The sequence below is a fragment of the Pseudomonas sp. BTN1 genome (genome assembly GCF_001907715.1).
GTDB lineage: Bacteria > Pseudomonadota > Gammaproteobacteria > Pseudomonadales > Pseudomonadaceae > Aquipseudomonas > Aquipseudomonas paracarnis.
In genome coordinates this window covers 1-17,647 of sequence record NZ_MPBM01000011.1, presented here as the reverse complement: position 1 = coordinate 17,647, position 17,647 = coordinate 1, and the positions used below count along the sequence as shown (strand labels likewise).

The window sequence follows — 17,647 nt, the reverse complement described above, 5'->3', positions numbered from 1 at the left end:
CTGCGAGACGCACAATCTGACATTTTATCGCCTAGCGCCAGCCTGTCCGAATCCGCCGCCTGACTAAGCTATAAATTCTTCACGACCTGGGTGCGTCAACCTCACATGAACGACACGTCGACAATTTATGCCTGGGAAGGCATCAACCGCAAAGGGCGCCGGGTGTCCGGGCAAATCGCCGGCCATAACCTTGCGCTGATCAAGCTGCAACTGCGCCAGCAAGGGATCTGCCCTGAGCGTGTGCGCAAGAAATCTTATGGTTTACACATCTTCAAGACGCGAATAACGCCTGCAGATATCGCCTTGTTCACTCGCCAGTTGGCCACCTTGCTCAAAGCCGGCATCCCGCTGCTGCACGCCTTCGACATCATCAGCGAAGGCGTCGAAAACCCACAGCTGCGCGAACTGGTCAAGGCGTTGAAACAGCATATTGCCAGCGGCCACCCGTTGGCCGCTGCCCTGCGTCAATATCCCCGCCACTTCGATGAGCTGTACTGCAATCTGGTGGCGGCTGGCGAAATGGCCGGCGCCCTGGAAACCCTGCTGGAGCGTGTGGCGATTCATTTGGAAAAAAGCCAACGGCTCAAAACCAGGATCAAGAAAGCCATGACCTACCCTTTCGCGGTACTGGTAATTGCCACAGGGGTGAGCACAGTGCTGTTGATCCATGTGGTGCCGCAATTCCAGAACTTGTTCGCCGGGGTCAACGGCCAATTGCCGGGGTTTACCCTGGGGGTCATCGCGCTGTCGGAACTGCTGCAACAGGCGTGGTGGATGCTGGGGCTGGGTGTGGGCGCGGCGCTGGTTGCGGGGCGCCACGCCTACCGTACTTACCCGGGGTTTCGCCATTGGTGGGCAGCAGGTTTGTTGAAAGTGCCCATGGCAGGCAAACTGCTGCACAAATCTGCGGTCGCCCGCTACGCTCGTACACTTTCCACCACCTTTGCGGCGGGCGTCCCTCTGGTACAGGCATTGGGTTCGGTGGCCGGCGCCGTCGGCAATGGCCCCTTCAAACAGGCAATCGAACGTATGCGCCACGATGTATCCACAGGCATGCAGTTGAATCAATCGATGCATAACAGCGGCCTGTTCCCAGGCATGGCGATCCAGATGACCGCAATCGGGGAAGAGTCCGGCACCCTGGACCGCATGCTGGAAAAAGTCGCGAACCACTACGAGTCAGACGTGGATACCTTGGTCGACAACCTCACCAGCCTGATGGAGCCGCTGATCATGGTCGTATTGGGAGGGATTGTCGGCGCGCTGGTAGTGGCCATGTACCTGCCGGTGTTCCAATTGGGGACGGCATTTTGAGCCTGCTGCTGAGCGAACATCCCTGGGCGTTTGTTGGCCTGGCGCTGGTGTTGGGCCTGATCGTCGGTAGCTTCCTCAATGTGCTGGCGTGGCGCCTGCCCAAAATGCTCGAGCGGGAATGGCGTGCCCAGGCCCATGAGATTCTCGACTTGCCAGCCGAGCCCGGTGGGCCGGCCTATAACCTGATGCGTCCGAACTCCTGCTGCCCGCGCTGCAATCAACCGATTCGGCCTTGGGAAAATATCCCGGTGCTCAGCTACCTGTTGCTCCGGGGGCATTGTGCCCACTGCCGTGAGCCCATCGGCCTGCGTTACCCCCTCACCGAACTCGCGTGCGCGCTGATCTCAACCGCTGTCGCCTGGCACTTCGGCTTCGGCTGGCAAGCCGGCGCGGTGATGCTGTTGAGTTGGGGCTTGCTGGGCATGAGCCTGATTGATCTGGACCACCAACTGCTGCCGGATGTGCTGGTGCTGCCGCTGCTATGGCTGGGGCTGATCCTCAACAGTGCTGACCTGTTGACGCCACTGCCCGATGCAGTGTGGGGCGCGGTTATCGGCTACATGAGCTTGTGGTGCCTGTTCTGGCTGTTCAAGCTGGCCACCGGCAGAGACGGCATGGGCCATGGCGACTTCAAGTTATTGGCCTTGCTGGGAGCCTGGGGCGGCTGGCAGATTCTGCCGATGACCCTGCTGATGGCCTCGCTGCTGGGCGTGCTTGCCGGGCTGATCCTGCTGCGTTTGCGTAAGGCCCAGGTGTCAGCGCCGATGCCGTTTGGCCCCTGCCTGGCAATTGCCGGCTGGATTGCATTGCTCTGGGGTGGTCAAATAACCGACTTCTATTTGCAGTCTGTCGGTTTCAGATGACCACTTCTGTTGCAACACCCTGGATTCTTGGGCTCACGGGCGGCATTGGCAGCGGCAAAAGTGCTGCGGCCGAGCACTTTATCAAGCTGGGCATCGACCTGGTGGATGCCGATCACGCCGCGCGCTGGGTGGTCGAGCCTGGCCGCCCGGCCCTGGCACGCATCGCCGAACACTTCGGCAGCGACGTGCTGCAAGCCGACGGCCAACTGGACCGTGCCGCGCTGCGCAAACTGATCTTTGAGGTCCCGCAAGAGCGCCTGTGGCTGGAAGCCTTGCTGCACCCGCTGATCGCCGAGGAAATTCGCAGCCACCTGGCACGCGCCCAATCGCCCTACGCGATCCTGGTGTCGCCGCTGCTGATCGAGTCCGGGCAGTACAGCATGACCCAGCGCATCCTGGTGATCGACGTGCCGCAATCACTGCAGATTCAGCGTACCCTGCAGCGCGACGGCATCAGCGAACAACAGGTGCAGGCGATTCTCAAGGCCCAGTCCAGCCGCGAAGACCGCCTGAACCATGCCGATGACGTGCTGGTCAACGATAAGGACCTCGCCTGGCTGCACGGCGAGGTCGAGCGACTGCACCACTTTTACCTTACTTTGCGTGGAGGCCGATCATGAGCCAACCCCTGACCGTCGACTGCCCAACCTGCGGTGCACCCGTGGAATGGAAAGCGACCAACCTCAACCGACCGTTCTGCTCGGACCGTTGCAAGCTTATAGACCTGGGCGCCTGGGCCGCTGAAGAACACAAGATTCCCGTGGCCCCTGACGCCGAAGATGAACTGTTTTCCGAAGACCTGCCGCCACGCCACTAAGGGCGCATAAAGGCATATTCCTGCTGGTCGTCGAGGTTCTCTGCAAGGTATTGCAACTCGTCGGCCAGGTCTTCAAAACTGCGTACACCCTTGCTTTGCTGCACGACCGCACTGAGCATGGCCCGCAAGGTCAAGCCGGGGTCAAAACCGATTTCCTGCGCTGCATCCTGGCTTCTGCGCAACTCCTGCCGTGCCCACTCGTACACACTCATTGTCCGTGCTCCTGAAAATTTTGCAGAGCATGGACCCGCGCCGCGGCCTGGCATTTGACCTGGATCAACGCCGCGAATCGTCGTCCTTCCACGGCGCCGAGAGGTAGCGAGTGCGGTTGAACGTCTCCAGCCATTCCGGGCAAAACACCACCAGCGCGCTGATGACCATGCCGTTGATAAAGGCTTCGGGAAAGATGATCAGCCACAGGTAACCGACAAAATCTTCCAACCACTCAGGCATCGCAAAAAGACCGTCGAACCACAACAAGCCCAAGCCGGCCAACAGGCATAGCAATGCCGAGAGGGCGGCAGCAAAAAAGCCCGAACAGAAGATATACACAAAGGGGTTTCGCGGCTGCGCCCGCTCTACAAACAGCGCGCACCCTTCGGTAACCAGCACCGGCAGCACGATCAGCAGCAGGCCATTGACGCCAAGCGCGGCCAGATCCTGGCGCCCCAACAGCATCAAGCCAAGCTGGGCGGCAAAGCCACCGACGATTGCCAGCGGCCAATCCAGCAGCAAGGTCACGGCGGTCATGCCGATAAAGTGGTAGGACACGCCGGTATCGAAATCCCGTCGCACCAGCCACAGCATGAACAGCGCGAACACCGTGCCGAACAGCAAGTGCTGGCGCCGACGGTCGGCAAACAACTCCACCCATGGCGAGCGCAGCATCGCCCACATCAACACGGGCGCATACACCAGCCAGCCGAGGCCGAGCGTCTGGGGTGCCAGAACCGCTGCACTGATCACGGATGCTCTGCCTTTACCAAAAACCTCATCACACACCTCGTCCCTGGGCCTGCTCCACATCAGCATTCTACACCCGCGTTTTTAAGGCAAGACTTCCTGTGGTCATCATTTGAACGCTAAGCTGCGACTATGGATGACTCAGATTATTTGCGCCTGCTCACCGTAGCAGCCGAACAAGCCAATGCGTTTCTGTCCAATGCCCGCAAGTGGGAGCGTGAGCGTTGGGTCTGCCAGCGCCTGCTGCAAGGCTTGAACGTGCCCTACCGCGTCGAAGAGTTTCACGCTGCGGGCCAGGAGCCGCCCGACGTGTTGTTTCGCGACGCCAGCTTCGAGGTCTTTTTTGTGCTGGACGAGGGCCGTCGCCTGAACGACGAGTGGCGCGATGAGTTGCTGCGCAGGCGCAGTGCTTTCTCCTTGAGCCAACTGGTACGGCGCGAAGCCAAGCCACGGCGCATTCCGGCCCATGAATTCCTGCTGCGCCTGGCCCCCACACTGCGTAAAAAAGCCCACAACTACAAAGAACGCGGCATGGACCTGGGGGAGTTGGACCTCATTGCGTTTACCAGCCTCAAACGCGAAGTGCTGGACCTCAACAGCCATTTTCCGCCGCCGACCGAATACCTGCGCCAAGGCTGGCGCTCGCTGTCACTGGTGGGGCCAACCTTTGCCAGGGTGCTGTTTGCACATCCCGACGCGCCGGACTTCTTGCGCAACAACCTGGGCCGCAGCATAGTGTTTGATGTCGGCATCAGCCTTTGATGCCCCTGGCTGTAACGTGGCGCCCCTTTGCAACGTCTACCTGACGAGGCCTTTATGACCAGCCGCCTGAAACCCGATGACCAAGAGCGTGTCGAAGAGTACCTGCGACTTACCCAGCACAGAGTCGAGCGCAAGCCTTTCCGGCCGTGGCTGCTCCTCTGCGTGGTGCTGGTCGTGGTAATCGGGCTCGGTGCGCTGAGCCGCCTATTGAGTTACCTGACGCTATGAGCCGCCTGGCGCTCGCGAAGGTAACTGCTCCGATTTCTTTTAGCCTTGCGAGATATCCCCATGACCCATCGTATTATTATCGTCGGCGGCGGTGCCGGCGGCCTGGAGTTGGCTACCCGCCTGGGTAAGACTCTGGGCAAGCGTGGCAAGGCCAGCATCACGCTGGTCGACACCAACCTGACCCACATCTGGAAGCCGTTACTGCACGAAGTGGCGGCCGGCTCACTGAACTCCTCTGAAGACGAACTCAACTATGTTGCCCAGGCGAAATGGAACCACTTCGAGTTCCAGCTAGGGCGCATGAGCGGGCTTGACCGTGAGCAGAAAAAAATCCAGCTGGCCGCAACCCTCGACGAAGAAGGCCGCGAACTGGTGCCTGCCCGCGTGCTGGGCTATGACAGCCTGGTGATTGCGGTAGGCAGCACTACCAACGACTTCGGCACTGAGGGCGCAGCGCAACATTGCCTGTTCCTCGATACCCGCAAGCAGGCCGAGCGCTTCCATCAGCAACTGCTCAACCACTACCTGCGCGCCCATGCCGGGCAGACCGACGCCGTTGAACAGATCAGCGTCGCCATCGTGGGCGCCGGTGCCACCGGGGTCGAGCTGGCCGCCGAGCTGCATAACGCTGCCCATGAGCTGGCTGCCTATGGCCTGGACCGTATCAAGCCGGAAAACATGCATATCACCCTGATCGAAGCCGGCCCGCGGGTATTGCCTGCACTGCCGGAGCGGATCGGTGGGCCAGTGCACAAGACCCTGGAGAAACTAGGGGTGACGGTACTGACCAACTCGGCGGTCAGTGAAGTAACTGCCGACGCCTTGATCACCAGCAGCGGCCAGGTGATTCCGGCCAGCCTCAAGGTCTGGGCGGCCGGTATCCGCGCCCCCGGTTTCCTCAAGGACATCGACGGCCTGGAAACCAACCGCATCAACCAGCTGCAAGTCCTGCAAACCCTGCAAACAACCCGCGACGAAAATATCTTCGCCTTTGGTGATTGCGCCGCCTGCCCGCAGCCGGGCACCGACCGCAATGTACCGCCACGGGCCCAAGCGGCTCACCAACAGGCCTCATTGCTCGCCAAGTCGCTGAAGCTACGAATCGAAGGCAAGGAGCTGCCGACCTACAAGTACACCGACTACGGCTCGCTGATCTCGCTGTCGCGCTTTTCCGCGGTGGGTAACCTGATGGGCAATCTGACGGGCAGTGTGATGCTGGAAGGCTGGCTGGCGCGGATGTTCTACGTGTCGCTGTACCGCATGCACCAGATGGCGCTATATGGGTTCTTCCGCACGGCGATGCTGATGCTGGGCAGCAAGATCGGCCGCGGCACCGAGCCACGCCTTAAATTGCACTAACAACCTGGTCTCGAAGGAGGCCTGGCAAATGTGCGGGCTTGCTCGCGAATGCGCTGTGTCAGTCAGTACATTTTTGACTGAACCACCGCATTCGCGAGCAAGCCCGCTCTCACTTTATTTTGCGGTGAGTTCAGAATTTACGAGCACAAAAAAAATCCCCGTATCTTTCGATACGGGGATTTTTAATATGGTCGGGGTAGGGGGATTCGAACTCCCGACATCCTGCTCCCAAAGCAGGCGCGCTACCGGACTGCGCTATACCCCGGTAATAAAAAGGCGACCTTTCAGTCGCCTTCTCCGATCAGCGCTTTTGGCCTCTGATCTTAAGATTCGATTCCAGCGTTAACTGGTCTCAAAAATGGTGGGTCGTGTGGGATTCGAACCTACGACCAATTGGTTAAAAGACAATTGGTTTTAGTGCTTCATAGCCCAGGATCGTGTTCGCTACACATAGCTGTTTCCGTGGCCTCGCAGCCTCTAATGAACCCACATTAGAGGCTCCAAACCATGAAAATCTCTGCGGTCGTTTCGACCAAAGGCGGCGTAGGCAAAACTACCATCGAGGCCAACCTCGGCGCTTTTTGTGCGGATGCAGGCCTGCGCGTGCTCATGATCGACCTAGATCCTGCACAGCCTTCGCTCTCCTCGTATTACCAATTGGTCGATGAAGCTCAAGGAGGCATCTACGACCTGCTGGCATTCAATATCACCGAATCAGCCAAGATCATATCCAGCACCACGATACCAAACCTGTCGCTTGTCATTTCCAACGACATCAACAACCAACTGAACAGCCTGATCCTGCAAGCACCTGACGGACGGTTGCGACTCGCCAACCTGATGCCGGGCTTCAAAGATCATTTCGACCTGGTACTGATTGACACCCAAGGCGCCAGGTCGGCAATGCTCGAAATGGTGGTCCTAGCCTCTGATTTGGTCATATCCCCACTTCCGCCCAATATGCTCGCTGCACGGGAGTTCAGCCGGGGATCCATGCAGATGCTGGACGGCCTGCGCGCCTATGGGCGCCTGGGCATGAAAATCCCTCCTGTGCGGATCGTCGTCAACAATCTCGACCAAACCACCGACGCGCAAATGATCGAGCAGTCGGTACGGGATATTTTCCAGGACAATGACGAAATCAACGTTCTGGAATGCGTCGTCCCCTCCGCAGTGGTGTTTCGTAACAGTTCATCCCTGGGCGTCCCAGTACACCGCTTGGAATACAGACAGCCTTCCAACCGCATATCCCCTGCAGCCCTTGTCGTGATCCGCCAATTGGCCATTGAGCTTTTTCCAGAATGGCGTGACCGCTTCGAGGCCATGACCGAGGAAAAGGTAGCTAACTTGGTGAGGGAGGGTCGTTGAAATGGCGAAGCCCTCCATTACCGACGCCCGCAGTATTACTGCAAACCTCATCCTAGAGGTTGGCAAGTACTACAGCGCTCAGCAATTGCGCAGCTTGCAAGCCAAGCTCAGTGGAACCGCACGAGAAATCCGAGCCCTGACAAGCGGTTACCAATTACCCGGTCGGATTGGCGCTCAGTTGAGCGTTGACCAGCTTCAGCTTTTGCAGGACGCCGCGAAGCTTATCGAGTCAGTGAACTCGAACATTAAGCACGCGAAGGAAAAGCGCGGCCGCGACGAAAACCAAGCCAAACGCCGTCAGCAAAGTCGATATGCCGAAGCCAAACGCCTGGTAGCTGAAACATATTTAGAACCCTTTGCTCCTGAGCCAACGGCTTTGGACCCTCTTCTAGATATTCTTAAAACAGCGCTGACGCTTAATCGAGCAGACGTTTTCAGGAATGGTTATTCCCCTAGGGAGTTCAATCTCAGGCTCCGTGATTACCTGTCGCCTGCCAGAACTCGAAAGCTCATTGGCTGGACCAGCCCAAGTGCTTTTTGGATAAGCACGGTTCTCTCTCTTCGTAATGACGTTGTGCAAGCTGTTGAGCAAGAGATTGCTTACGACGATGGGTCAAGTGTTCAAGACCGCCTTGATGCCCTGAAACAGAAGGTTGCGGACTGCCTTGCCCGGACTCACCTCTCTGCTGATGAGGAAGAAACACTTCGCCTGTGGTCAGAGGCGCTCTCCCCCCGCCTCCAACAGGAAGGGGGTGAATGATGGACAAGCAAAAAGTCCTCAGCAAGGTCGCCAAACTCATGGCGCTGGCCAAGTCACAAGGCGCTGCCCCAAACGAAGTGGAAATTGCACTTCGTCAAGCTCGCCATTTGATGAATCAGTACAACTTGGAACACACCGAAGTCGCTGCCCATACAATCGAAGAATCCATTGTGGGTACCAAAACCCGTCGGGCACCGCAGGATTGGCTGCACAACCTGGCCTCAATCTGTTCCCAAGCCTTCGATTGCAGCCACTTGGCGTATTTCAATCCGCTACTTGGCTGGTCCTTCAAGTTCTTGGGGAAAGGTATTTCACCCGATCTGGCAGCTCACACCTATTCAACGCTGCATCACCAGCTTGTCGCAGCCCGACGAGCTCATGTTGCCCAGCAGAAGCGCTGCCAACTGAAAACCAAACGTCACCGCGGCCAACTGTTTGCCGAGGGCTGGCTCAATGCCGTCGCCTCTAAGGTGAACCAGTTTGCAGGTGGGATAGACGAAAACACTGCGCTGGAGATCCAAGCCTACCTGGAATGGCATCATCCAAAACTAACGCTAGCCATTATCAAGCCCATCGAAGCCAAAGGTCATGACACCCGCTCTTTGCAAGCGGGATGGGACCAGGGCAAGCATGCCAGGCTGCATCGTGGTGTCGGACAGCAGTCACAAGGAGCCCTTGGGCATGGAGGGAGCCAATGAGAACTCATTCGCTTTCACCTTTGGCCATGGCGGCGCTGGAACAAGCCAGATCCCAACTTGGGCTTGCCCCGGTTCACAAACACCATGTTTGGAGTGAGGCAGAAGAGCGCTCGCTCATTGCCCGCTATCCCAATGAACCGACTCAGGTCCTAGCCGCCGAATTGGGGCTCAGCGTCTATCAGGTCTATGCCAAAGCCAAACGGCTGGGCTTGAGCAAAAGCGCCGAGTTTCTTCGCAGTAGTCTCTGTGGCCGGCTTGACGGCAAGTTGGGCGCAGAATTCCGCTTTCCCAAGGGATCCGTCCCATGGAATAAGGGCCTTAAGGGGCTCCCCTCCTCTGGCCGTATGACTCAGACGCAGTTTAAGGCCGGCAATAAACCGGGGAACTGGCTGCCTATTGGCAGCCTGCGCACAACTCCTGACGGTTATCAGCAGAAGAAAATCACCGATACCGGTTACCCACCCGTTGACTGGAAAGCCGTGCATGTACTGCTTTGGGAGGAGCATCACGGACCAGTCCCTATAAACATGTGCGTGTGCTTCAAGGACGGCAACAAGGCCCATATAGCCCTGAATAACCTGGAGTTGCTGACGAGAGCAGAACGTATGCGTCGGAACACCATTCATCGGTATCCGGAAGAGCTGAAATCCGCAATACGCGCTATCGGCAAACTCAAACGCACCATCCGGGAGGTTGAACATGAAGAACAAGATTGAAGATCTACGTAATCACCTGTTCGTCGCGATCGAGAGCCTCCTGGACCCAGAAAGACCAATGGAAATCGAACGGGCCAAAGCGGTTGCCGAGGTTGCTCAGGTCATGATCAATTCAGCGAAGGTTGAAGTCGACATGGTCAAAGCCCTGGGGGCACGCAACGGGAGTGGTTTTCTTCAGATAGGCCAGGAGTCTGGGAAATGAATCACCTTGACCTCTCACCTCCCTACTCCGTAGAGGCTGAACAAGGTGTGTTAGGTGGGCTACTGCTCGACAACAACACCTGGGATCTCGTCGCAGACAAACTGGATGCCTCTGATTTTTTCCGACACGACCATCGGTTGCTGTTCCGGACAATGGCAAGCCTTGCTGACAAGTCCATTCCGTTCGACATCGTCACCGTCCACAACGCGTTGGAGGAGCCAGACGAAGCCGGAGGGCTGAGCTATCTGGGCGAGCTGGCCAAAAACACGCCGTCTGTAGCCAACATCGAGCATTACGCATCCATCGTGCGTAATCGCTCTCGGCTCAGACAGCTCATGTCCCTTGGATACCAATGCTCTCGCGAGGCGACAGACCCGTTGGCAAGTGCGGAGGATGTTCAAGAATCAATTGAACAGCAACTGTTCGCTCTGGGTGAAGGCAAGAGCGCAACGGAATTCGTCAATATCAACCAATGCCTGACGAACGTCGTCGAACAAATAGACGAACATTTCAACGGCAATATCACCGTGACCGGCCTGCCTTCAGGCCTGGAGGACCTGGACGAGCTGACGTCGGGTTTTCAAGAAGCCGACCTGATCATCCTCGGCGCGCGCCCGTCTATGGGGAAGACCTCTCTGGCCTTGAACTTCATAGATACGGCTCTGCAGGCAAAGCTTGATCGTACAGTTCAGGTTTTCAGCATGGAAATGCCGGCCAAAGCACTGATGTATCGATTGATGGGCATCCTAGGCCATATCGATCTGGGCAGGCTATTGAAGGGCAAGCTCGATGATGATGATTGGCCGAAGCTGACTGCAGCGGTTTCTCGTATTAATGGCTATGGAGAGCGGCTGGTCATCGACGACTCATCAGCGCTCACGCCTGCAGTAATCAGAGCTAAATCTCGTCGAGCAGCTCGTCGCTTCGGACACCCGAGCTTGATCCTGATCGATTACCTGCAGCTCATGCGCTGCCCAGGTCAGGAAAACAGGGCCAACGAGATCAGCGCTATATCCCAGTCCCTCAAGGCCCTAGCGAAAGAGATGAATTGCCCGGTGGTTGCGCTTTCCCAGCTCAACCGAGAACTGGAGCGACGGCCAAATAAGCGTCCGATCAACGCAGACCTGCGTGATAGCGGTGCGATTGAACAGGACGCGGACCTGATTATGTTCGTCTACCGGGACGAGGTGTACCACCCTCAGAGCGAACACAAAGGCATTGCAGAAATCATTCTCGGCAAGGCGCGTAACGGCCCAACTGGGACCGTACGAACAGCCTTCATCGCCAATCAGACCCGGTTTGCCAACCTCAGTCCCAACGCCGGCTGGCAAGGGGCTCAACTATGAAAAAGCACACCTCAGCGATGAATACTCTCGTACGCATCACTCACTGGTGCCTTCAATGCGATAGCCACCACCCGAAACATCAAGTGAGTGGCGCTCCAGCCTTACCCGGCGGTGAAGTGGACGAGCTTATTTGCCCTACTTGCAATAGCTATGACATCGAGGAGCTTCAGGAGGTGTCGGATGCACAGTAGCGCCGAGCTATTTCCTAGTATCCATGCCGGTGCCGTGTTCGAAGCCTCTGCTGTGGCTCATGCCCATAAATCTGGGATCAACCCGGTGGAGCTCGACGCATTAGCTCAAGCGATCGGCCGCCTTGCTCGTGACCACAGCACCGTGGTCCCAATGAGCATGCGTGAGGATCTGTTGGAGTTTGAGAAGCTCGGCTACGTCGAGCTGACCAACACGCCCAGCGCAACAATTACCGTTGAACTGCTCTGTGCGGGCGCCTTGCTATCCAGCTACTTCTGGTCGGTTTGGGTGCCCCGCTACCTCCAGTGCTGCTCGCTGAAAGTGGCCGTCATGTCTCACCTGCAACACCCCGCGGAAGTTCAGCACTGCAGCGTGGTGTTCCGCGTGCCTGGAGCACGTGAGGCTACGCGTCACTTTTTGCATGAGCTCGGTACCAAGTTTCCTGGCGATCAGGCTGAAATCATCGCGATCCAGACCGGTAACGTTCTGGCAGACAGGGATGCAGAGCTATGACCACCAATCTCCTACGCGGAAAAAGCGAGAGCCTTCGTGTACTCGTGAAGTTTGCTGAAGCGAATGGCTGGACGGTGTCTCGCACTCAAGGTGGCCATATCAAGTTCACGAAATCTGGCCTTGGATCGATTTACACCTCATCAACCGCAAGCGATTACCGCTCAGGCCTCAACGCCAAAGCCCGTATTCGTCGTGCTGATCGAGCTCAAACCCTACACTCGCAGGAGGCAATCTAATGCCTATCCGTCATTGCATCGTCCACCTGATCGACAAAAAACCCGATGGCACACCTGCTGTTCTCCAGGCACGCGATTCGGAGCTATCCGAATCGGTCGCCATCGAGAACATGCTTGCCGACCTCAACGAGAGCTATAACGCCAAACAAGGCAAGGCCTGGGGTTTCTTCCATGCCGAGTCCGGCGCGCACCCGTTTAGCGGCTGGTTAAAGCAGTACTTTGAAGGTGACCAGGACTTCACCGCCTTCAGCCACACGGCGGTCGAGCATCTGCAAAAGCTGATGGAAGAGTCCAACCTCTCCACCGGTGGCCACGTACTGTTTGCCCATTACCAGCAAGGCATGACCGACTACCTAACTGTCGCCCTGCTCCACCACAGTGAAGGCGTGGTGGTTACTGACGATCTGGACGTCACTCCTTCACGCCACCTGGACGTTGGCCAGTTGCACCTGGCAGCGCGTATCAACTTGTCCGAGTGGCAGAACAACAAGCAATCCAAGCAGTACATCTCGTACATCAAAGGCAAAAACGGTAAGAAGATCTCGGGGTATTTCAGCGACTTCATTGGCTGCATGGAAGGCGTCGACGGCCCGGGCGAAACCCGCGCCCTCCTCAAGGCGTTCAGCGACTTCGTTGAAAACGAAGACCTGCCAGACGAATCGGCCCGCGAGAAAACCAAGGCCCTGGTGGACTACGCCACCAGCCAGGCCAAGCTCGGTGAACCCATGGGCCTGGAGGAACTGTCAGGCTTGATCGATGAAGATCGCCCCAAGGCGTTCTACGACCATATCCGCAATAAGGACTACGGCCTGTCGCCGGAAATCCCCCTGGATAAACGCACTCTCAACCAATTCCGTCGGTTCACCGGCCGTGCCGAAGGCTTGTCCATCAGTTTTGAAGCGCATCTGCTAGGGGACAAGATCGAGTACGACGAGGCGTCCAATTCATTAGTCATCAAGGGGTTACCTACCCAACTCACTGATCAGTTGAAACGTCGCTGAACACACTTTCTACCCTAGGCATCGGAGCCCACCATGAGTAACAAACCACAGCGTCTGCATGAAGAAAAATTCGTTATTCGCCTGCCCGACGGGATGCGCGAACGCATCGCGTTGGAAGCACGTGAAAACGCCAGGTCGATGAACTCAGAAATTGTTTATCGGCTGGAGACAACTGCCGAACTTGAAGCTGCTCTGGATCGTGCTTTGAAAATCATTGACCAGCTTTTGGCGGCAAGCCCGGCTTATGAGCAGCCAGGAGCCAGAGTATGAAAGCGTCTTTGGCCCAAACCATGAAAGATAAGCTGTTGCTGCCGGCGTTTGAATCGAAGTCGCCGGTGGCAGCGCGAATGAGCGACCCCATCGTCGATACCCCCATGCTGTTGACTCTCGACGAAACGCTGCCGTATGACGAAAACCCAAGGACGACTCGTAACCCGAAGTACGATGAAATTAAAGAGTCGATACGAAATCGGGGACTCGATACGCCACCTCCCGTCACTCGTAAACCTGGGGAAGATAAGTACCGGATCCGCAACGGCGGCAACACTCGCCTGGCAATTTTAAACGAGTTGTATCGTGAGACCGGCGACGAGAAGTACTTCAAGTTTCACTGCCTATTTCGACCCTGGGACGCCGTTCGGGGCGAAATCATCTCGCTCACCGGCCACTTGGCTGAAAACGACCTCCAAGGCCAGCTCCTGTTCATTGAGCGGGCTATTGGGGTCGACAAAGCGAGAGCGCTGTATGAAACAGAGGCAGGGGAGTCTATCTCATTACGTGAGCTTTCACGGCGGCTGTCAGCGGATGGCTACCCGGTCTCCGCGTCTCACTTGAGTCGTATGCACGACACCATTCGGTACTTACTGCCAGCAATTCCAGGCGCGCTGTACTCTGGACTGGGAGTAGACAGAATCATAAAGCTTCTGTCTTTGCGCAAAACAGCTCTTCAGTGCTGGGATCGCAATTATCAAGAGCAGGAGCAGCACCTTGATTTCGATACGCTTTTCCAAGATGTACTGTCCCAGTTTGAGGGCGACGCTGAAGAATTTCTATTCCAGCGATTTCAGGACGAACTGATAGATCACCTTAAAAAGCCGCTGAACCTCGGCTACGAGCAAATACTGTTGGAAATCACTCAGAACCAGGACCAATTGCGCCGGTCTACGCCGGTTCTTGAGCTGCCACAGTACCCTGCATCGCAATTTGAGGGGGGGACTCAACTTAACGTTTCGAACAATGGCATTGAGGCTAATCAGAACCCTCTACAACTACCCCCTACTACTTCGGGGGGCAGCACACATAAGACGACGCCCTCCAAAGAGAGTCCTTCACCTCAAGGGGTGCAACAGCAACTGGCCCCAACTCCGCAGGAGCAAATGAGCCCACAAGAGCGCCAAGCACGTATCGATGGGCACGTTGCGAGCCCTGTGAAGACTTCTCCCAGAGTCGACAAGATGAAACGGGAGCTCGCTGCGCTTGACGGTGAGGTCTTGCCCGACTTCGCCTCCAATGCCTTGGTGGCCATCCCTGTTCAAGCTGGCGGACTCAATCCCATTTCTGACCTTTGGTACATCGAACGCGAAATAGACAATACCGCGACCCTGCGTCAGCACATCGCTCAATTGGCTCGCGAAATAGCCAGCTCGGTCAAAGCCCCAGGTCAATTTATCGATATCGATGGTGGCGTCGGGTTCAGCTACCGACACCCCGAAGCGGAAGTCGAAATTACTGCCACAGCCCAACATACCTTGACGCTGCTCCAGTCTTTGAGCGGCTCGATGGCCATCGTACTGAAAATGATTCAGCAGCAACCCAAGCTTCAAATCGACGCGTTGGCTGACTTTGAGTTCGCAGCCGGACTGGGCCAGATCTTACTGGGCCAGCCTCACACAAAAGATCAGCCCCCTGAAAGTGAATGCCGTCTCAGCGACGGCGCTCTAGTGAAGCTGTTCCGCATTATTCGTCTCGCAAGACGTTTGATTGACCTGGAAATCCAGTCAGTCGCCAACAACGGTCCGAATTCAGCCAGTTAACACACGGACTCTACAAGGGGGAGTCGTCATGTCCAAGACACCAATAAATGAAGCAATCCTGTCACAGGTGCTTCATCACATGCGTAATGGCCAACTTCGGCGCTGCATCGAAATGGGCCTGGAGCCAGAGATATTGGCTCAGCTCCAACAACCTTCAGTACTGAGCTTGCTGCTTAACACTCCCGTGTCTTGGTGCAACGTCACCATTGATGGGGACATGGTAAAAAAACTACTGTCAGGCGCGCAGCGTTCTGATGAAGAAGTGCGCATGATTGAACGTGCGCTGCGACTTGGCGCGACCACTCAAATGCTGCAACAGTTCTTCGGGCTGTCTCCGCAGGATGTGGCCCTTCAACGCCTAATGATCGGCGTGACGGCACGTCGTGGCCGTTGGCGCGAATTCAGTGAGGAGATGGACGCTCAGCTTTGGTACCGATGGACGCACCTAATGCAAGAGCATCAGGTAGAGCTTGGCGACAGTCTCGCGTTGCTGGACATCGCCATGTTGGTCGCCGAGGAACTCAATGCTCCACAGGATACTAGCCCAGATGAGACCCACGAAAACCTCAGCCTGGCCATCATCTGGCATCGCATTCAGTCCTGGATAAAGGAAGGGCTTTACCCTCCTGCAAACCCTGGCCTTCCGAGAAGGCTACAGCTTGTGTCTTCTCAACGACTTGCACAGCCTGCAGCGACATCGGTGGAAGGTGACTCTGTATTATGAGGTTGTCTCGGCTTCCCTTGTCGACGCTTTTAGACTCGGCCTCGGGTCACCTTGAAGCTCATTTGCTTCAGAAAAAAGAGTCGGCGCCTCCGGGGATTGAAGGGTCTTCCCCCTACTCCGGAATTATTTTCAGCGGGAACCCACACGAAACGGTTCCTCGCCGATTGCTTTTGGATGATCGCTTAACCCCGCTTGAAAGAAACACCTGGCAGGTATTTCGCCTACTGATCAATGACGACGGCCTTACGGCGTTCCCTACCTATGACCAACTGCGGCCATATTTGGGTATGCAACCCGGTAGGCCTGCCTCGCGTGAAACTGTATCAAAAGCATTAGTGACCTTACGTCTCACCCGTTGGCTTAGCCTGGGGCGACGGGTGCGCAATGATCTGAGTGGACAAGTGCAAGGCAACGTCTACCTGCTTCACGACGAACCGGTCACACCGGCCGAAGCTATAGAGTTCGACAAGGACTACTTGCAGCTACTCGCGCAGTCAATGCAGCACCAGACCAAGGTGATTCGCGAAGTGGCAGAAATTGCCTGGAAGGAATTTGCAGCTGATCCTGATGTTGGCCAACGCTTACCTAGCAGGCTGGACATCATCGAATCCCGCATGAATAGCCAGGCCTGGACCAAAGCGCAGGCTCCAGTCGTTCTTAAAGCGACTGAGTTCGGAATCCGAACTCAGCAAAATATAGCTCTATCTCCACTGAGTTCGGATACCGAACTCAGTGAAAAAGGCGAAGAGCGAATCGCTTTGGAGCAGAGTTCGGATGCCGAACTCAGCCGTAAATCACTGAGTTCGGACTTAGTTCGGCATCCGAACTCATATAGTACGTATACAGATACACACAAAGATGTTTGTAAAAGCTCTGTACATGTACCGCCCACACCAAACGACATCGCTGCCGATTTGCTCGGTGCACTGCATCGACTACCGGTCGAGCAAAAACAGAACGCGGTCCTGGCGCTGCAAAAGGTTCCAGCAGAGTTGAAAACCGCGCTCATCAAACAATGGGTCCACCGCTGTGACTCGGGAGGGGTCCGAAACCCGCTTGGATACTTAATGACGCTCGTCGGCATGGCCGTTCGCGGCGATTTCAACAGCCAATGGAACCCTGACGACAAGGCAAAAGCGAGCCCCGAGCGTCAAGACGCTTCAGCCCCGCCAGAGGGCGCAGAGCAGCCGACGAAGACGCTAACGCAGACGCGTAGCCCTGAGTCGATACAAACCGCAAAACACACACTCAGCGGAATGCTGCATCTGCTGAAGCCTAATCGGGGTACACATCCATGATGTCAGGTGGACAACCAGAATATCGTGGTAACGCGGCCCAGAGCGAAGCGGTCGTGACCGGAATCTGTGCCAGCTACACAGCAAGTGTTGCGGCCCGCAACACCCTGACAGGAACCGAAATACGCCGCGGCCGCCACGCAAGTGACTCGGCCCAAATCACTTGCCCAGGATCCGGCATTCGTGCCAGCGACACGGCAAGTGTTGTGGCCCACAACACCCTGACAGCATCCGGCACCGGAGGTGGCCGCCATATAAGT

At 56.6% G+C, this 17,647-nt stretch carries 22 protein-coding genes and 1 tRNA gene; 20 read left to right on the top strand and 3 right to left on the bottom strand.

Annotation, left to right across the window (positions count from 1 at the left end):
* Positions 1-105: 105 nt before the first annotated feature.
* From BMH52_RS05025 to yacG, 4 genes are read left to right on the top strand one after another with little or no spacing between them, the layout of a single operon-like run.
* Positions 106-1,314, top strand: a complete 1,209-nt coding sequence (locus tag BMH52_RS05025) for a type II secretion system F family protein (protein WP_020301292.1) — start codon at positions 106-108, stop codon at positions 1,312-1,314.
* Entirely contained in the window at positions 1,311-2,177 is an 867-nt protein-coding gene (locus BMH52_RS05020) for an A24 family peptidase (protein ID WP_020301293.1), read from the top strand. The genes BMH52_RS05025 and BMH52_RS05020 overlap by 4 nt, the downstream gene beginning before the upstream one ends.
* Entirely contained in the window at positions 2,174-2,797 is a 624-nt protein-coding gene (gene coaE / locus BMH52_RS05015; protein WP_032903992.1) for a dephospho-CoA kinase, read from the top strand. The genes BMH52_RS05020 and coaE overlap by 4 nt, the downstream gene beginning before the upstream one ends.
* The gene (yacG, locus tag BMH52_RS05010) at positions 2,794-2,994 is read left to right on the top strand and encodes a DNA gyrase inhibitor YacG (protein WP_003188437.1); all 201 of its coding nucleotides are present in this window, start codon (positions 2,794-2,796) and stop codon (positions 2,992-2,994) included. The genes coaE and yacG overlap by 4 nt, the downstream gene beginning before the upstream one ends.
* Here yacG and BMH52_RS05005 read toward each other — a convergent pair.
* Together BMH52_RS05005 and BMH52_RS05000 are read right to left on the bottom strand one after the other, a co-directional pair.
* Entirely contained in the window at positions 2,991-3,206 is a 216-nt protein-coding gene (locus BMH52_RS05005; RefSeq protein ID WP_003171680.1) for a hypothetical protein, read from the bottom strand. The genes yacG and BMH52_RS05005 overlap by 4 nt on opposite strands.
* A gap of 64 nt (positions 3,207-3,270) precedes the next feature.
* Entirely contained in the window at positions 3,271-3,960 is a 690-nt protein-coding gene (locus tag BMH52_RS05000; protein ID WP_038448869.1) for an energy-coupling factor ABC transporter permease, read from the bottom strand.
* 129 nt (positions 3,961-4,089) lie between these two features.
* On the opposite strand from BMH52_RS05000, the gene BMH52_RS04995 reads away from it, so the two are divergent.
* From BMH52_RS04995 to BMH52_RS04985, 3 genes are read left to right on the top strand one after another with little or no spacing between them, the layout of a single operon-like run.
* Positions 4,090-4,719 carry a DUF1780 domain-containing protein gene (locus BMH52_RS04995; RefSeq protein WP_003188431.1) on the top strand — a complete coding sequence of 210 codons (630 nt, stop codon included), beginning with the start codon at positions 4,090-4,092 and terminating at the stop codon, positions 4,717-4,719.
* A 54-nt stretch (positions 4,720-4,773) separates the two neighbouring features.
* Positions 4,774-4,947 carry a DUF3094 family protein gene (locus BMH52_RS04990; RefSeq protein ID WP_014716869.1) on the top strand — a complete coding sequence of 58 codons (174 nt, stop codon included), beginning with the start codon at positions 4,774-4,776 and terminating at the stop codon, positions 4,945-4,947.
* Positions 4,948-5,007: 60 nt separating this feature from the next.
* The gene (locus BMH52_RS04985; protein WP_014716868.1) at positions 5,008-6,306 is read left to right on the top strand and encodes an NAD(P)/FAD-dependent oxidoreductase; all 1,299 of its coding nucleotides are present in this window, start codon (positions 5,008-5,010) and stop codon (positions 6,304-6,306) included.
* A gap of 188 nt (positions 6,307-6,494) precedes the next feature.
* Here BMH52_RS04985 and BMH52_RS04980 read toward each other — a convergent pair.
* Positions 6,495-6,571 (bottom strand) — tRNA-Pro (locus BMH52_RS04980).
* Between the two features lie 242 nt (positions 6,572-6,813).
* On the opposite strand from BMH52_RS04980, the gene BMH52_RS04975 reads away from it, so the two are divergent.
* From BMH52_RS04975 to BMH52_RS04910, 13 genes are all read left to right on the top strand, one after another.
* Complete coding sequence (locus BMH52_RS04975) at positions 6,814-7,674, top strand: ParA family protein (RefSeq protein WP_073843070.1); 861 nt, start codon at positions 6,814-6,816, stop codon at positions 7,672-7,674.
* A 1-nt stretch (position 7,675) separates the two neighbouring features.
* Complete coding sequence (locus BMH52_RS04970) at positions 7,676-8,434, top strand: hypothetical protein (RefSeq protein WP_008437314.1); 759 nt, start codon at positions 7,676-7,678, stop codon at positions 8,432-8,434.
* Complete coding sequence (locus BMH52_RS04965) at positions 8,431-9,132, top strand: DUF2786 domain-containing protein (RefSeq protein WP_008437315.1); 702 nt, start codon at positions 8,431-8,433, stop codon at positions 9,130-9,132. Before BMH52_RS04970 ends, BMH52_RS04965 begins: the two co-directional genes overlap by 4 nt.
* Positions 9,129-9,848 (top strand): HNH endonuclease signature motif containing protein, encoded by a 720-nt coding sequence (locus tag BMH52_RS04960; protein WP_020301295.1) that lies wholly within the window; start codon positions 9,129-9,131, stop codon positions 9,846-9,848. Before BMH52_RS04965 ends, BMH52_RS04960 begins: the two co-directional genes overlap by 4 nt.
* Entirely contained in the window at positions 9,832-10,050 is a 219-nt protein-coding gene (locus BMH52_RS04955; RefSeq protein ID WP_008437317.1) for a hypothetical protein, read from the top strand. The genes BMH52_RS04960 and BMH52_RS04955 overlap by 17 nt, the downstream gene beginning before the upstream one ends.
* Positions 10,047-11,396, top strand: a complete 1,350-nt coding sequence (gene dnaB, locus BMH52_RS04950) for a replicative DNA helicase (protein WP_008437319.1) — start codon at positions 10,047-10,049, stop codon at positions 11,394-11,396. Before BMH52_RS04955 ends, dnaB begins: the two co-directional genes overlap by 4 nt.
* A gap of 180 nt (positions 11,397-11,576) precedes the next feature.
* The gene (locus BMH52_RS04940) at positions 11,577-12,098 is read left to right on the top strand and encodes a hypothetical protein (protein ID WP_008437321.1); all 522 of its coding nucleotides are present in this window, start codon (positions 11,577-11,579) and stop codon (positions 12,096-12,098) included.
* On the top strand, positions 12,095-12,334 hold the full coding sequence (locus tag BMH52_RS29490) for a type II toxin-antitoxin system HicA family toxin (protein ID WP_008437325.1): 240 nt from the start codon (positions 12,095-12,097) through the stop codon (positions 12,332-12,334). The genes BMH52_RS04940 and BMH52_RS29490 overlap by 4 nt, the downstream gene beginning before the upstream one ends.
* Positions 12,334-13,335 carry a nucleoid-associated protein YejK gene (gene yejK, locus BMH52_RS04930; protein WP_008437326.1) on the top strand — a complete coding sequence of 334 codons (1,002 nt, stop codon included), beginning with the start codon at positions 12,334-12,336 and terminating at the stop codon, positions 13,333-13,335. Before BMH52_RS29490 ends, yejK begins: the two co-directional genes overlap by 1 nt.
* Positions 13,336-13,368: 33 nt before the next feature.
* A complete protein-coding gene (locus BMH52_RS29830) occupies positions 13,369-13,605 on the top strand; it encodes an Arc family DNA-binding protein (RefSeq protein WP_008437327.1) in 237 nt (78 codons plus the stop codon).
* A complete protein-coding gene (locus BMH52_RS04920; RefSeq protein WP_008437328.1) occupies positions 13,602-15,368 on the top strand; it encodes a ParB family protein in 1,767 nt (588 codons plus the stop codon). Before BMH52_RS29830 ends, BMH52_RS04920 begins: the two co-directional genes overlap by 4 nt.
* 28 nt (positions 15,369-15,396) lie before the next feature.
* On the top strand, positions 15,397-16,092 hold the full coding sequence (locus BMH52_RS04915) for a DUF2857 domain-containing protein (protein WP_008437329.1): 696 nt from the start codon (positions 15,397-15,399) through the stop codon (positions 16,090-16,092).
* Positions 16,089-17,390 carry an STY4528 family pathogenicity island replication protein gene (locus tag BMH52_RS04910; RefSeq protein WP_019816979.1) on the top strand — a complete coding sequence of 434 codons (1,302 nt, stop codon included), beginning with the start codon at positions 16,089-16,091 and terminating at the stop codon, positions 17,388-17,390. The genes BMH52_RS04915 and BMH52_RS04910 overlap by 4 nt, the downstream gene beginning before the upstream one ends.
* Positions 17,391-17,647: the final 257 nt, after the last annotated feature.

What these genes read in the sequence shown, in the direction of transcription:
- BMH52_RS29830 (WP_008437327.1), top strand. Translation starts at nt 13,369, where the DNA reads ATGAGTAACAAACCACAGCGTCTGCATGAAGAAAAATTCGTTATTCGC.
- BMH52_RS04915 (WP_008437329.1), top strand. Translation starts at nt 15,397, where the DNA reads ATGTCCAAGACACCAATAAATGAAGCAATCCTGTCACAGGTGCTTCAT.
- BMH52_RS29490 (WP_008437325.1), top strand. Translation starts at nt 12,095, where the DNA reads ATGACCACCAATCTCCTACGCGGAAAAAGCGAGAGCCTTCGTGTACTC.
- BMH52_RS05005 (WP_003171680.1), bottom strand. Translation starts at nt 3,206, where the DNA reads ATGAGTGTGTACGAGTGGGCACGGCAGGAGTTGCGCAGAAGCCAGGAT.
- yejK (WP_008437326.1), top strand. Translation starts at nt 12,334, where the DNA reads ATGCCTATCCGTCATTGCATCGTCCACCTGATCGACAAAAAACCCGAT.
- dnaB (WP_008437319.1), top strand. Translation starts at nt 10,047, where the DNA reads ATGAATCACCTTGACCTCTCACCTCCCTACTCCGTAGAGGCTGAACAA.
- BMH52_RS04940 (WP_008437321.1), top strand. Translation starts at nt 11,577, where the DNA reads ATGCACAGTAGCGCCGAGCTATTTCCTAGTATCCATGCCGGTGCCGTG.
- BMH52_RS05025 (WP_020301292.1), top strand. Translation starts at nt 106, where the DNA reads ATGAACGACACGTCGACAATTTATGCCTGGGAAGGCATCAACCGCAAA.
- BMH52_RS04920 (WP_008437328.1), top strand. Translation starts at nt 13,602, where the DNA reads ATGAAAGCGTCTTTGGCCCAAACCATGAAAGATAAGCTGTTGCTGCCG.
- BMH52_RS04910 (WP_019816979.1), top strand. Translation starts at nt 16,089, where the DNA reads ATGAGGTTGTCTCGGCTTCCCTTGTCGACGCTTTTAGACTCGGCCTCG.
- BMH52_RS04990 (WP_014716869.1), top strand. Translation starts at nt 4,774, where the DNA reads ATGACCAGCCGCCTGAAACCCGATGACCAAGAGCGTGTCGAAGAGTAC.
- BMH52_RS04970 (WP_008437314.1), top strand. Translation starts at nt 7,676, where the DNA reads ATGGCGAAGCCCTCCATTACCGACGCCCGCAGTATTACTGCAAACCTC.
- BMH52_RS04960 (WP_020301295.1), top strand. Translation starts at nt 9,129, where the DNA reads ATGAGAACTCATTCGCTTTCACCTTTGGCCATGGCGGCGCTGGAACAA.
- BMH52_RS04995 (WP_003188431.1), top strand. Translation starts at nt 4,090, where the DNA reads ATGGATGACTCAGATTATTTGCGCCTGCTCACCGTAGCAGCCGAACAA.
- coaE (WP_032903992.1), top strand. Translation starts at nt 2,174, where the DNA reads ATGACCACTTCTGTTGCAACACCCTGGATTCTTGGGCTCACGGGCGGC.
- yacG (WP_003188437.1), top strand. Translation starts at nt 2,794, where the DNA reads ATGAGCCAACCCCTGACCGTCGACTGCCCAACCTGCGGTGCACCCGTG.
- BMH52_RS04975 (WP_073843070.1), top strand. Translation starts at nt 6,814, where the DNA reads ATGAAAATCTCTGCGGTCGTTTCGACCAAAGGCGGCGTAGGCAAAACT.
- BMH52_RS04965 (WP_008437315.1), top strand. Translation starts at nt 8,431, where the DNA reads ATGATGGACAAGCAAAAAGTCCTCAGCAAGGTCGCCAAACTCATGGCG.
- BMH52_RS04955 (WP_008437317.1), top strand. Translation starts at nt 9,832, where the DNA reads ATGAAGAACAAGATTGAAGATCTACGTAATCACCTGTTCGTCGCGATC.
- BMH52_RS04985 (WP_014716868.1), top strand. Translation starts at nt 5,008, where the DNA reads ATGACCCATCGTATTATTATCGTCGGCGGCGGTGCCGGCGGCCTGGAG.